The sequence below is a fragment of the Ensifer sp. ENS08 genome (assembly GCF_014852195.1).
Classification (GTDB): Bacteria; Pseudomonadota; Alphaproteobacteria; order Rhizobiales; family Rhizobiaceae; genus Ensifer; species Ensifer adhaerens.
The window spans coordinates 224,614-238,262 of sequence record NZ_JACVBF010000005.1; the positions used below are offsets into that span (position 1 = coordinate 224,614).

A 13,649-nucleotide genomic window follows, 5' to 3' on the forward strand; every position below is an offset into this window, starting at 1 on the left:
TCGACGAGTCCACAAGGTGATTGCGGACGATCAATGCCAACTCATTGCCATTGCTTGCGTCTGCACTGACCCTATCATCCCGATACCAGGTGCTTTCGCGAACATCAAAGCTTGATGACGGTCTTCTTTGCAAGCAACCCCTGCGGAGCAAAGAGCAGAACCCCGATGACGAGCAGGATGGTGAAGGCGTCGCGGTAGCTGAGCAGGCTTTCCGGCAGATAGGCTTGCAAGAACACTTCGATGAAGCCGAGCAGAAAGCCGCCGGCGACAGCGCCGGAGAGGCTGCCGAGCCCACCGATAATTGCGGCGATAAAGGCTTTGAGCACTGGCAGGAAGCCCATCAACGGATCGACACTGCCGCGCTGGGCCACCCAGAGGATGCCGGCGACGCCGGCAAGCAGGCCGGAGATCGCAAAGGCGGTAGCGACCACCGCATTGGCGCGGATACCCATCAGCCGAACGATAGCGAAATCTTCGGATGCAGCACGCATAGCACGACCGAGCACGGTCGTGCGAAGGAAGAGGTTCAGGCCGACCAGCATGATGATCGTGACGAGGATCGAGGTTCCCTGAATGAGGCCCAGATGCAGGCCGCCGATCTCGATCGTGCCAGAAAAGCTCTCGGGCATCGGCACCGGCTTCGGACGGGCGGAAATGAAATTCTGGAAGATCACGCGCAGGATCGCGCTAACGGCAAAGCTCGTTAGAAGCAGCGTCGTGCCACTGGCGCCGCGCACCGGCCGAAAGGCGATGCGCTCCATCAGCATGGCAAGCACGATGGCGATCAAAAGAGCCGCACAGACAGCGAGCGGAAACGGCAGGTCCAGCAACAGGGCAAAGCAGAGGCCGTAGCCGGCAGCCGTCATCAGTTCGCCATGGGCGAAATTGATGAGCCCCATGATCGAAAAGACGACCGCAAGGCCAAGCGCCAGAAGCGCATAAGTGCCGCCGAGGCTGAGCGCATTGACGAGTTGCTGCAGGAACATATCCATGAATTGACCCTCCACGCGCTCGGCTCAGGCGCCGAGATAGGCGCCCTGGATTTCGGTTGAATTGCGCAGTTCGGCGGCCGTGCCCGAAAGCACGACCCGGCCATTGGCCATGACGTAGCCCGCGTCAGCAATCTCGAGCGACAGAGAGACGTTCTGCTCGACCAGGAGGATCGTCAGGCCCTTTTGTCTCAGCCCGGCGATCAGGTCGAAGATCAGATCCACCACCTGCGGCGCCAGGCCGAGCGAGGGCTCGTCGAGCAGCAACAAGTCAGGCGACGACATCATCGAGCGGGCGATCGCGAGCATCTGCTGTTCTCCCCCTGAGAGCGAGCCGGCCTTCTGGGTGAGGCGTTCTTTCAGGATCGGGAATCGCGAGAGCATGTCTTCGCGCACCTCTGATATCGCGCCGCGCGCCTTGTGCATGGCACCGCCGAGCAGCAGGTGTTCGTCGACGGTGAGGCTCGGGAAGATGCGCCGTCCCTCGGGCGTCAAGGTCATTCCGAGCCGGACAATCTGTTCCGGCGCGAGGCCGGAAACATCCCGGCCGTTGAAAGACACACGTCCGGCCTTCTTTCCCGCCAGACCGACAAGCGCGTTCAGCGTCGAGCTCTTGCCAGCGCCGTTGCCGCCGAGCAACGTCACGATCTGCCCTTTGCCGACGGCGAGATCAACACCCTTCAGGGCTTCGACCGCACCATAGGCGACCTTAAGGCCGCTCACTTCCAGAAGCGGCTTCAGAACGGGAATTTCACTCATCATCATCGGGCAAAGTCCTTGCCGTGGATTGCAAAGCGCCGCCGGCGCAGACAGGCACGATCCCCGGGGAAATCCGGGGACCACCACAGGTGGGGGCTGGAACGTCGGCGGCCGCCGGAACGCCCTGACTGATCAGCTGGCGATTGCCGCTTTCGATCTGCACCAGCGATACCGAGCGCATCGGCATCCCTTGCGTGCCGGCATAGCTGATCGGGCCGGTCACACCCTGGACGTTTTCGAGCGAGGCGATCGCGTTGCGTATGGCAACCGGATCGATACTGTTTGCCTCCGTCACCGCCGCGTCGATCACCTTGCCAAGGTCGTAGCCGTTGGCGATGTAGACCGTATCCGGCACCTGACCGTATTTTTCCTTGTACTTCACATTGAAGTCAGCAAGCGGGCTGCCTTCGCTGGCAAAGCCTGCGGTTGTAAAGACAACCCCGTCGACGGTGGCACCAAGGCCGAAGGTCGTGGGCGAATCGATGCCGTCGCTGCCGAGGATCGGCGTGGCCACCCCTGCACCGCGCAGCTGACGGATGAAGGCTGGGAAATCCGGCTCGTAGGCCGCCGTCATGATGACGTCGGGCGCCGGGTTCATCGCCTTGATCTTGGTGACCTCGGCGCCGAAGTCCTGCTGGCCCATGCTGTAGGTGCCCTCACCGAGCAGTTCGCCGCCCTTGGCTTTGAACGCAACGGCGAAATACTCCGGCAGCTTCAGAGTATAGGCGCTATCCGGCGACTTCAGGATGTAGGCCTTCTTGTAACCCTTCTCGAACGCGTAGGTCGCAAGAACAGAGGCCTGGACGTTGTCGGCCGGATAATTGCCAAACATGTAGTCGCCCACCGCAAGCGGCATGGTCGGCGTCGTGGCGCAGAAGGAGAAGGCGGGGATCTGGGCTGCCTGCGTCACCTGGCCGGCAGCAATCGACGGATCGGCATCGCAAGGCGTGATCACGATCTTGACGCCTTCGTCAACCAGCTCCTGCGCCACCAGCGCCGTCTGCGCCGCATCCGAGCGCGTATCCTTGGCGACGAGCTTGATCGGGAATTTGCCGGCAGCACCACCGGCCGCATTGATCTCCTCGACCGCCATTTCCAGACCCTTCAGCGACGGCTGGTCATAGGGTGCAAGACCGCCGGTCTGTGCGGTCGCAAGACCGATAACCAGATCGTCTGCAAATGCGGGTAGCGGCGACAACGCGATACCGCCAAGCATGGTTGTGAGGCACAGGGCCGTGACGTTCTTCTTCATCCGAAAAGCTCCCTCTTTTGTTTTATGCTGGTTTATGCAGGCCCGGCGCGCCGGACGGCAGAACGGGGGTCCCGACGGGCGCGTTGCGCGCCTGCGCCGTTGAGCGGCGGCGGCCGATGTAGGCCTCGATGACATCAGGGTTAGCCTGGATTTCCGCCGGTGTGCCGATGGCGATCTGCTGGCCCTTGTTGAGCACGACGACAACATCGCAGAGCCGCATGATCAGCTTCAGGTCATGCTCGACGACGAGCAGGCCGAGGCGGTATTTCGTGCGGATGCGGTCGAGCACATGCATCAATTCCTCGGTCTCGGCCGGGTTCATGCCGGCCGCCGGCTCGTCGAGCAGCAGGTAACGCGGTTTCAGCGCCAGCGCGCGGGCGATTTCTAGCCGCCTCTGCGCACCGTAGGAAAGCGTGCCGGCCAGCCGGTCGGCAAATTCCGCGAGGCCCACTTCCGAAAGCACCGTCAAGGCACGGGCAGCGGGATCCTCACCGCCCGCCTTCAAGGCGCTCGCCGCGACCGTGACGTTCTCGATGACCGTTAGGTTCTTGAAGAGACGGATGTTCTGGAAGGTGCGGGCAAGGCCCGCGCCGGGAACCGCGTGAACGGCAAGCGACGCCACATCCTGGCCATCGATCAGTACGCGGCCCGTCGACGGCGGCACGACGCCGGACACACTGTTGATCAGCGTGGACTTGCCCGCACCGTTCGGGCCGATAAGGCCAGTGACGATACCGGGCTTGATCTCGAAATTGGCGTTCTCGAGCGCCACGAGGCCGGCAAATTTCTTGCCGAGATTTTCGACCCGGAGAGAGCCGTGACCGGCTGAAGCGGCCTCGGACGCTGGCACGCTTTTCACCGACACAACGTCCTTCTCTGTGGAGCGCTTGAACCAGCCGAAGCGCTCGTCAAGTTCGCGCACACCGAAGAGGCCATCCTGCAGGCGGTACATCACGACGAGGATTGCCACGCCGATCCCGATGTCGGTGAGGCCGAAGACGGTCGGCAGCTTGAGGAAGCCGAGATCGACGCCACCCTCGAGCTTGCGCAGGAGTTCGACAATCAGCATGATTACGGCAGCGCCGCCGACGGCACCCGAGACGGTGGTGATACCGCCGAGGATCAGCATCGCCAAAAGCATGAAGGTGAGGTTGAAGTAGAAGTCTTTCGGCGAAAACGCGCCGAGGAAATGGGCCAGCAAGGCGCCAGCAGCGCCTGCAAGCACCGCACCGAGAACCCAGGCGAAGAAGCGCTGCAGTTTGACATTGACGCCGACGGCGCTCGAGGCGATCTCGTCTTCGCGCGACGCCCGAAGCTTCAAGCCAGCACTCGAATCCCGATAGAGACGCGCAACCACCACGGCAGCGATAGCAAAGGGCACCGCCACCCAGAGATTGACCGCGCGGGGAATACCAAAAAAGGTCTGGCTGCCGCGGGTGAAATCGGTCGAGGCGACGAGCACAACATGCACGATGACGAGGAAACCAAGGGTCGCGATCGAAGCCGATGAGCCGCCAAGGCGCGCCACGGGAATGCCGATCAGCACCGCGACGAGCGCAACCACGACAAGCGCAATCGCAAGTGCCGGAAGGAAGGGCATGCCCATCCCGGCCAGCCATTCCGGCAGATGTGGCAACGCTGTCTTTTGGATGATCGGATTTAGCGTCAACAGACCCGACGCATAGGCACCGATCGCCATGAAGCCGACATGGCCGAAGGAAACGATACCGGAATTGCCGGCATAGATGCCGATGCCGAGCACGGCGATGACGTTGATCATGTAAAGCGTCACCAGGCGCTCGCCGCTGCCCGGAAAGAACAACGAGGCGATGGCGGCAGCGGCCAAAAGCGGCAGCGACGCTACAAGGATACCAACGACGGTTTCTCGCCTGACGCGCACCATCCGCATTCCCCCAGATTTTGGCCCGGCCGCGTATTTTTTGGCTCGGGCCCGTTCCCGACATGAACGTTATCGCAGATCGGCCAAATGTCAATCTTGTTTCAAAAAACATTATCTGCTAGCAATTATGTAACAAAAATTAGAAATCGGAATTCACGCCATCGTTTTTGGGAGGCAGAAATCGTGGCAATCCGGGACCGACTGACAGACGGCGCAATTACCTTCACGCGCTCGGAACTGAAGATCGTCAGGCAGCTTCTGTCGAATTATCCGGCAGCAGGGCTGAACACGGTCGCGCATCTCGCGGCCGCTGCGGGCGTCAGCAATCCGACCGTCGTGCGCTTTGCCAACACACTGGGCTTTGAGGGTTATCCGGAGTTCCAGAAGGCGCTGCTCAGTGAAGTCCAAGAGCGCATGAGCTCGCCGCTCTCCATGCTCGACGCGCGCCGCCCGTCGCTGGAACAAGAGAACTTCTACCAGTACTTCCTTCGCGCCAGCATCCATGCGCTGGAGTCTTCGATGCAAATGCTGCCTTCGGAAGACTTCGAGGCAGCCGTGGATGCGGCGGCCGACATGAGCGCTCGCATCCATTGCCTCGGCGGCCGCTTCAGCGGCTTTCTCGCGGGCCTCCTCTGGTCGCACATGAAGCAGCTCAGGGGCGACACGCGCTGGATCAACGGCAGTCAGGCCGACCAGGTCGATCAGCTTGTCGACCTCGGCAAGCGCGACGTGCTTTTCGTCTATGACTATCGCCGCTACCAGAACGACACGATCCGCTTTGCTCGTCAGGCGGCCGAGCAAGGATCGCGCATCGTGCTCTTTACTGACCGCTGGCTCTCGCCGATCGCCGATTTCGCGACAGTGACGCTGACGGCACCCGTCGACACGGTCTCGCCCTACGACACGATGGTGCCGGCGATTGCCCAGACGGAGGCGGTGATTGCGGCACTTACCGCCCGCCTTGCCACGCAGTCACGTGGTCGCATCGAGCGCATGGAGGACCTGCGCCGCGGATACGCCATCACGGAGGACGCCTTCAATCCAGCCGTTGAAGACGACCGCTGACCCTTTCCGCCGTCCCGGCGAACCAAAATAAACCGAGGAGAATTCGAATGAGTGCAGTCACTGTCAAGGTTGGCGACGATCGCTTGAGGCGCGACAGCGCCTATGAGGCTGGCCGCACCTCGCTGCTGTTCGTCGACATGCAGCGCATCTGGTGCGAGCCGAACCTCGACCCGACCCACCCGCAGGACGCCGAGAGCTATTATCACAGGCGCCTGCGCCAGACCGTCATCCCAAACCAGGTACGCATTCTGGAGGCGGCGCGAAAGGCCGGTTGCGATGTGCTGCACACGATCATCGAAAGCCTGACGCTCGACGGCCGCGACCGCTCGCTCGACCACAAGCTCTCCGACATGCACGTGCCGAAAGGTTCTCCGGAGGGGCAGGTCATTCCGGAACTTTCGCCCATCGACAACGAGATCGTGCTGCCGAAGACGTCGTCGGGCGTCTTCAACTCGACCAACATCGACTACGTCCTGCGCAACCTCAACACCCGCTACCTGATCATCGCCGGCGTCATCACCGACCAGTGCGTCGACATGGCGGTGCGCGACGCCGCCGACCGCGGTTACCTTGTCACCGTCGTCAACGACGCCTGCGCCACCTATAGCGAGCAGCGCCATGACGCGGCCCTTCGTGCCTACTCCGGCTATTGCTGGACGACCGACACTGAGACGGTGGTCAGCCGCCTCGGCACTTTGCGCCAAGCCTGAGTCGCCGCCTAAAAAATGAACGAATAGAGGGGAACCCCATGACGGAAACCAACAACGGCAAGGCGGCCGCCGCACTGACGGAACTTGCCACCTTCGTCACGACCGACATCGCCGGCATCACGCGCGGCCGCAGTTTTGCGGCTTCCGAGATCGACAGCTACCTGCGCAAGGGTGTCGGCTGGGTGCCGGCCAACCTGGCGCTCACGCCCTTCGACCTGATTGCCGAGAACAATCCCTGGGGCTCGGCCGGCGACCTCCGGCTGATGGCCGACCCCGACAGCAAGGCGCGCGTCACCTGCCTGCCAGACGAGACGCCGCTGCATTTCTATCACGCCGACATCACCGACCTCCAAGGCAATGCCTGGGACTGCTGCGTACGCAGCTTCCTGAAACAGACGCTGAAGGAATACGAACAAGTCGGCCTCAAAGTCATTTCAGCCGTCGAGCAGGAGTTCCAGTTGCTCGGCGTCGACTGGCCGGATGCGCCGTCCTTCGGCCTGCGCGCCCAGCGCCGTGCCGAACCCTTCGGGTCTCTGCTGATGACCGCTTTGCAGGAAGCCGGCGCCGAGCCGGAAATGTTCCTGCCGGAATACGGAAAGGACCAGTTCGAAATCACCTGCCGTCCCGCCGACGCGCTGACCGCCGCCGATCGCGGCGCTACCATCCGTGCAATCACCAAGGAAGTCGCCGCCCTCTTCGGCTGGAACGCGAGTTTTGCCCCGAAGACGGTCTCGAATGGCGTCGGCAACGGCGTGCACCTGCATGTGAGCTTCACCGATCTCGACGGCAATCCGGTGACCTTTGACGCCTCGCGCCCCGGCAGGCTCTCCAAGATCGCCGGCGCCTTTGCCGCCGGCGTCATCAAGCATCTGCCGGCGCTGATCGCCTTTACCGCTCCGTCGGTGCTTTCCTACATGCGGCTCGTGCCGCACAATTGGAGCGCCGCTTACACCTGCCTTGGCGAAAAGAACCGCGAAGCGACGCTCAGGATCTGCCCGACACTGGACCTTCCCGGCAGCAATCCGGCCAGGCAGTTCAACATGGAATACCGCGCCGCCGACGCATGCGCCAGCCCGCATCTGTCGCTGGCCGTCTTGTTGAAGGCCGGCCTCGAAGGCATCAAGGCCGGGCTCGAACAGCCGCCCTTGATCAATTCCGACCCCTCCGATTTCTCGGCGGCAGAGCAGGAGAAGCTCGGTATTCGTCGTCTGCCCGCGAGCCTGCCGGAAGCTCTGGATACGCTCGCCGCCGATCCGGTCGTCACGGGCTGGTTCTCTCGAGATTTCCTTGACTGCTACATGGCGATGAAGCGCAAGGAGATCGAGATCGTCGATGGGCTCTCGCCGGACGAACTTTGTGCCCGCTATGCGGCGGTCTACTGATTGACGGATGGGCAACCCATGACCTCGACAACGGCCATCAAGAGCCTAGAACCCGGCGCGCGACACGACCCGAGCGCGCCGCTGCTTTCGATCGACGAACTGCCGCCCTATGCGGTCTTCAACCCGGACGGCACCTCCCCGATCCTGCTCTTATGCGAGCACGCCTCCAACCGGATGCCACGCGCGCTCGGCGATATGGGGCTTCCGCTGCACGAGCGCCAGCGCCACATCGCCTGGGATATCGGCGCCATGGCGCTGGCTCAGCACCTAAGCCTCAGCCTCGATGCACCACTGTTCTTCACCAACTATTCAAGGCTGGTGATTGACTGCAACCGGCCGCTTCCCGCCCCCTCGATGATCCCCGAGATCAGCGAGACGACGGAGATCCCCGCCAACCGAAACCTGAGCGACGAAGAGCGGCAGCAGCGGATCGATACGCTGTTCACGCCCTTCGCTGAAGCGGTCAGCCGCCGTCTCGACCGGCTCGAAGGCGAAGGCAAGCGGCCATTTGTCGTCGGCATCCACAGCTTCACGCCGGTCTACTTCGGTAAGCCGCGCCCCTGGCAGGCCGGCATCCTCTATCGCGACGCCGTCGATTTTGCCGGTTCGCTGATCCGAGAACTGGCCAGCGAAAGCCAGCTGACGATCGGCGACAACGAGCCCTACAACATCCATCCCGACGAGGATTACACCGTGCCGGTTCATGCCGACGCGCGTGGGCTTCCGGGCGTTCTGATCGAGGTGCGCCACGATCTGATCGATACGGATGCGGGCGTCACTGCCTGGGGCGAGCGTCTCACCCGGTGTCTTAAAGCTAGCGTAGGGGAAGCCCCGTGACCGCACTCTACGAGAGAGACCAAACGGCAATCGCCAACCTGCAGAAGCTGCGCTTCTTCCCGCTTGCAGTGACCGGTGGCCGCGGCGCGAGGCTGACGGAGGAAAACGGCCGCGAACTGATCGACCTCTCCGGGGCATGGGGGGCGGCGAGCCTTGGCTATGGCCACCCGGCGCTGGTTGAGGCAATCTCCGGTGCTGCGGCAAATCCCGCCGGCGCCAGTGTTCTTTCTGCCGCCAATGGACCGGCGGCGGCCCTTGCCGAAAAACTCCTCACGGCCTTTCCCGGATCGGGCGACAACAAGGTCTGGTTCGGTCATTCCGGATCCGATGCCAACGAGGCGGTCTTCCGCGCTGTCACCAAGGCGACGGGACGGTCGGGCGTCATCGCCTTCGTCGGCGCCTACCACGGCTGTACCGTGGGCTCGATGGCTTTTTCCGGCCACAGCGTCCAGGCGGGCGCGACCAAGGCGGACGGACTGCTCCTGCTACCGTACCCCGATCCCTACCGGCCCTACCACGACGACCCGACAGGTGGTGCGATACTCGCAGAATTACGGGAGCGACTTGAGGCGGCGCCGGAGCGTTTCGCGGTCGCCTTCATCGAGCCGATCCAGTCAGACGGCGGCCTGATCGTTCCGCCAACCGGTTTTTTTAAAGCCTTTTCCGCGATCTGCCGGGAATACGGTGTGCTCGTCGTCTGCGACGAAGTGAAGGTCGGGCTTGGCCGCAGCGGCCGCCTGCATTGCTTCGAACATGAGGATTTCGTCCCCGACATCCTGACCATCGGCAAGGGTCTTGGCGGCGGGCTGCCGCTTTCTGCCGCGATCGGCCCGGCACGCATCCTCGATTGTGCCAGCGCCTTTGCCATGCAGACGCTCCACGGCAATCCGATCTCTACTGCCGCCGGCCTTGCCGTTCTTGAAACCATTGAGCGCGACGAGCTTGCGCAGGAAGCGGAGCGCAAAGGCAAACTGCTGCGCGACGGCCTGGCAAGGCTTGCCGAACGATATCAACTGATCGGCGATATCCGCGGTCGAGGTCTTGCCTGCGGCGTCGACCTCGTTCTCGATCGGCAGACACGGGCTCCAGCGCGAGCGGAAGCAGCAAAACTTATCTATCGGGCCTATGAACTCGGCCTCGTCGTCTACTGTGTCGGGATGAACGCAAATGTTCTGGAGATGACTCCGCCGCTGACCGTCCCGGACACCGACATCGTTCAGGCATTAAACGTTCTGGATCGAGCTTTCGCCGAAGTCTCCGACGCTCCGGATACAGTTGTTTCGCAGTTCGCGGGCTGGTAAAGGCAGTCTCAAGACCTAAGCTCGCGCCCGCCACGGTTGGGATTTTTAGGTCCCACCTGTCGTGACGCGCGCACTGATGATGGCGGCGTATTTCCTTTGGCTGGAACCAGCGTCTTTGCCGTACGTTGAGAACCCGCCACAGTGCTCTAAGTCATTAAGGGTTTGAGCGTCTTAAAAAATGCCCCGCAATCCTCACGTCTCTACACGAAGTGGCACTGGGTCGGACGACCATCAAAAGGCGGAAGTGCTCGCCCAGAGAGCCCCCGCGGCAACAAAAGAGGCGGATCACAGCGCAGACGCTGACCCGTTCATCCGAGCTGGAACGAGCGAACATCTGCCTCTGCCGTTTGAGCAGACCCGACAGGCAGCGCACGCTCTGCTTCGTGCGCTTCACGACGATTTGCGGGCTATCTCAACAGCGGTCAAGGTCAAGGTCCGGGCGGCTGCTTCGTCCGTAAAGACCAAGGTCCAGGCTGCGGATAAGCAAACTCTTTCATTTCTGCTGAAAAATCTCGGCGGGGCACTTGCGAACGCTCCCAAAAAGGCAGGACGAGCGCTTCGCCGGTCTAGCCAGCCTGTCTTGCAAAGGAAAGCCAGGTGGAAATCGGCGGTGCGGCTGACCGCCGTTTTCTGTATTCTGGTTGGTGTAACGGGCTTGGTGTGGGCGCTAAAAGATGTCCCTTGGGCCGAGATCAGGGACGGTACACTAAAGCCTATCGTGGTGTTGGAAACCGCGGACGGTCAGCCGCTGGTCAGACAAGGACCTTATCAAGGACCTTACGCACAGTTCGACCAATTCACGCCACAACTGATCGATGCGGTACTGTCTGTTGAAGACCGGCGGTTCATGGACCACTTCGGCATCGATATCAGAGGCATCGGACGAGCGCTTCTTCGAAACCTCAAGGCAGGGTCGGTTGTGGAGGGTGGTAGCACGATCACCCAGCAGCTCATCAAGTTGCAGTATCTCGACAGCGATCGTACGGTAAAACGAAAGATACAGGAGTTTGTGATTGCCCTGTGGCTGGAGTGGAAACTCGGAAAGCAGGAAATCCTGACGCGTTACCTCAACAGCGCCTATCTTGGCGCTGGCGCAACGGGTATGCCGGCCGCCGCACGCATTTATTTCAACAAGGATATCGGAGCGCTAAACCTTTCGGAATCGGCGCTTCTGGCGGGATTGTTGCGGGCTCCTAGCCTATGGAACCCGATCGACAATCTTGAAGGTTCCCGAAAGCGCACATCGGTCGTCCTCGACGCGATGGTTGCGAACGGCAAGGTTGACGCGTCAAAGGCTGCGCAGATCAAGGCGAGCTTTGCTACCCTCCACCCGACAACGCCAACGCCCCGATCCGGCAGTTGGTTTGCGGACTGGGTCTCACCGCAGGCGAGCGAAATCGCCGGGACTTCGCCGGGCTCGACCACAGTTCGAACGACGCTTGTTCCCCGGCTTCAGGGGATTGCCGAAAGGGTCATCAAGAGGGCCTTGGATACTGAGGGAAGAACTGTTGGTGCATCTCAGGCCGCATTGGTGGCAATGACCCCGGATGGAGCGGTTGTGGCCATGGTCGGCGGCCGCGATTACAAAGAGAGCCAGTTCAACCGTGCCGTCACGGCAAAACGGCAGCCGGGCTCCACCTTCAAGTTGTTCGTTTACTATGCCGCTCTGAAGGCCGGACTTTCCTTATCCGACCGGGTACTGGACGCACCGATCGAAATCAACGGCTGGTCACCAGAGAATTCCGGCGGCCGCTATCGCGGCTGGGTCACGATCGCTGAGGCCTTCGCCCGGTCTCTCAACGCGCCAACAGTGGCGCTCGCCCAACATGTCGGCCTTGACAAGGTGATCAGTGCCGCGCGTGAACTCGGGATCGACGCGCCACTTGTCGATACGCCTTCGCTGGCGTTAGGCACGTCCGAGGTCAGCTTGCTTGACCTGACAAGTGCCTATGCGTCCGTGCAATTCGGCAAGGCCCCCGTTGAACCCAGGGGAATTATCGAATTTCGGGCTTCGAACCAAGCAACGGCTTTTCGAGTCGGGGCAAAAGATACGCCAAGCGTGGATCTGGCCCCCTATCGGCGCGATCTCCTTTCCCTTCTACAGCTTGTTGTGGAACGCGGTACCGGGCGCGCAGCCGACCCCGGCGCGTTTGCTGCTGGCAAGACCGGCACCAGCCAGAACAATCGTGACGCTTGGTTTGTCGGGTTCACCGAGCCGCTTGTCGCAGGGGTCTGGGTCGGCAACGACGACGACACGCCGATGAAAGGCGTAACGGGCGGGGATATGCCAGCGCAGATTTGGCGGGATTTCATGCGGGAAGCGTTGGCGACCCCCGCAGCGGGCGTTCTGGTTGACGACAGCGCTCCGCCTCAGAGCTGCAACATCACCGCTTGCTCTCGCAGCTATCGCTCCTTCCGGCCATCGGACTGCAGCTACCAACCCTATTTCGGGGAGCGAAGGCTCTGCGAAAAATGACGAATACGTCGGATCAAATGCGAACCGCCCACAAAGGCGGCAAGCCTCGATGCCTTCCCCTCTCGGAACCGGCCAAGGCGGCCCAGCAAGCGGGAACCTTTTCCGTACATTCGTGTTTTTGCTTTGCTGATGATCTCGGATCCCTCCGGATCAAGGTAGGAGCCCCATCATCGCTCCGGCGAAGGTGGGGCTTTTTCACAACGCCGTCAACGCTTCGTGACAACACCGCGTAGCCGAGGGCCGCCGCCAGGCCGTGCGCAGGTCGTGCAACTGGAAGAGCTCGATCCGCTGGAACAGCTCGATCCGCGGACCATGGTCATAGCGATGACGGCAGACGTGCAATGGCCATGAGACAATTCTGCCCGAAGAGCGTTATGTAGTTGGTATGAGCAGATTCACGGAAACCGAAATCGCATTGATCGAGCGCCTACGCGCATTGAAGGCTATGCCGGACATGTCCATCAACGTGTTTGAAGTCGGCGATCCTTTGACCTCGGCAGGATTCTCGCAGGATGAAATCCTGGAGGTGCTCTACGCTCTTGAACAGGACAAAATCATCGCTCTGTTGCCTGGAAACCGACTGACAATGCTCAAAGAACTGCCGAATGGCTAGTGTGGCGCTGCGGGTTTGGCCGTAAATTGCCTCACAAGTGCAACACCGTCGAGCTTGCCCTCGACCAAATCTCGACCTCTTTGCCCTCGGTCATAAGTATCCCCGTCTCCTGGCCCTGATGGCCATAGGCGCTGGCTCGTATGCCTATGGGTAGCGAGCACCCCGAGCCACAGCATGCTGGATCCGTCATGCCTCTCCTCTCCAGTGAGACGCATAGGTCCGAGCAGCCTTCACGACCGCAAGCGGCCTTCGAAGAATGGTAGGCGGGTGATGAACGCGTTCTCCACCGGGAATAGAACACAAACTCGCACTACCGCGCGCACTGGCGTGCGCGACCAACGCGTGAGAAAATCGCGTGCTGCAGG

The 13,649-nt window shown here is 61.6% G+C and carries 11 protein-coding genes and 1 pseudogene; 7 read left to right on the forward strand and 5 right to left on the reverse strand.

From position 1 onward, the window contains the following. Positions 1-104: 104 nt before the first annotated feature. Genes IB272_RS14680 through IB272_RS14695 form a run of 4 tightly spaced genes read right to left on the reverse strand, consistent with a single transcriptional unit; the run spans position 105 to position 4,903 of the window. Positions 105-992, reverse strand: coding sequence for a branched-chain amino acid ABC transporter permease (locus tag IB272_RS14680; protein WP_192444515.1), 888 nt, complete (start codon positions 990-992; stop codon positions 105-107). Between the two features lie 24 nt (positions 993-1,016). Beyond that, positions 1,017-1,751, reverse strand: a complete 735-nt coding sequence (locus IB272_RS14685; RefSeq protein WP_210339455.1) for an ABC transporter ATP-binding protein — start codon at positions 1,749-1,751, stop codon at positions 1,017-1,019. Next, positions 1,741-3,000 carry an ABC transporter substrate-binding protein gene (locus IB272_RS14690; RefSeq protein ID WP_192444516.1) on the reverse strand — a complete coding sequence of 420 codons (1,260 nt, stop codon included), beginning with the start codon at positions 2,998-3,000 and terminating at the stop codon, positions 1,741-1,743. The genes IB272_RS14685 and IB272_RS14690 overlap by 11 nt, the downstream gene beginning before the upstream one ends. A 22-nt stretch (positions 3,001-3,022) precedes the next feature. Further along, on the reverse strand, positions 3,023-4,903 hold the full coding sequence (locus IB272_RS14695) for a branched-chain amino acid ABC transporter ATP-binding protein/permease (protein ID WP_063894975.1): 1,881 nt from the start codon (positions 4,901-4,903) through the stop codon (positions 3,023-3,025). A gap of 180 nt (positions 4,904-5,083) precedes the next feature. On the opposite strand from IB272_RS14695, the gene IB272_RS14700 reads away from it, so the two are divergent. The 7 genes from IB272_RS14700 (at position 5,084) to IB272_RS14730 (ending at position 13,284) form a co-directional block, all read left to right on the forward strand. Beyond that, a complete protein-coding gene (locus tag IB272_RS14700) occupies positions 5,084-5,965 on the forward strand; it encodes a MurR/RpiR family transcriptional regulator (RefSeq protein WP_034798710.1) in 882 nt (293 codons plus the stop codon). 47 nt (positions 5,966-6,012) lie between these two features. After that, complete coding sequence (locus IB272_RS14705) at positions 6,013-6,675, forward strand: isochorismatase family cysteine hydrolase (protein ID WP_082566430.1); 663 nt, start codon at positions 6,013-6,015, stop codon at positions 6,673-6,675. Positions 6,676-6,713: 38 nt separating this feature from the next. Beyond that, positions 6,714-8,057 (forward strand): glutamine synthetase family protein, encoded by a 1,344-nt coding sequence (locus tag IB272_RS14710; RefSeq protein WP_192444517.1) that lies wholly within the window; start codon positions 6,714-6,716, stop codon positions 8,055-8,057. An 18-nt stretch (positions 8,058-8,075) separates the two neighbouring features. Then, positions 8,076-8,894, forward strand: a complete 819-nt coding sequence (locus IB272_RS14715; RefSeq protein ID WP_127890642.1) for an N-formylglutamate amidohydrolase — start codon at positions 8,076-8,078, stop codon at positions 8,892-8,894. Next, positions 8,891-10,195 carry an aspartate aminotransferase family protein gene (locus IB272_RS14720; RefSeq protein WP_192444518.1) on the forward strand — a complete coding sequence of 435 codons (1,305 nt, stop codon included), beginning with the start codon at positions 8,891-8,893 and terminating at the stop codon, positions 10,193-10,195. Before IB272_RS14715 ends, IB272_RS14720 begins: the two co-directional genes overlap by 4 nt. 178 nt (positions 10,196-10,373) lie before the next feature. Then, complete coding sequence (locus tag IB272_RS14725) at positions 10,374-12,671, forward strand: PBP1A family penicillin-binding protein (RefSeq protein WP_192444519.1); 2,298 nt, start codon at positions 10,374-10,376, stop codon at positions 12,669-12,671. Between the two features lie 385 nt (positions 12,672-13,056). Further along, complete coding sequence (locus IB272_RS14730) at positions 13,057-13,284, forward strand: hypothetical protein (protein ID WP_060516749.1); 228 nt, start codon at positions 13,057-13,059, stop codon at positions 13,282-13,284. Positions 13,285-13,345: 61 nt separating this feature from the next. Here IB272_RS14730 and IB272_RS34940 read toward each other — a convergent pair. Next, positions 13,346-13,469: pseudogene (locus tag IB272_RS34940) on the reverse strand (cupin); the annotation flags it as partial. Positions 13,470-13,649 lie beyond the last annotated feature (180 nt).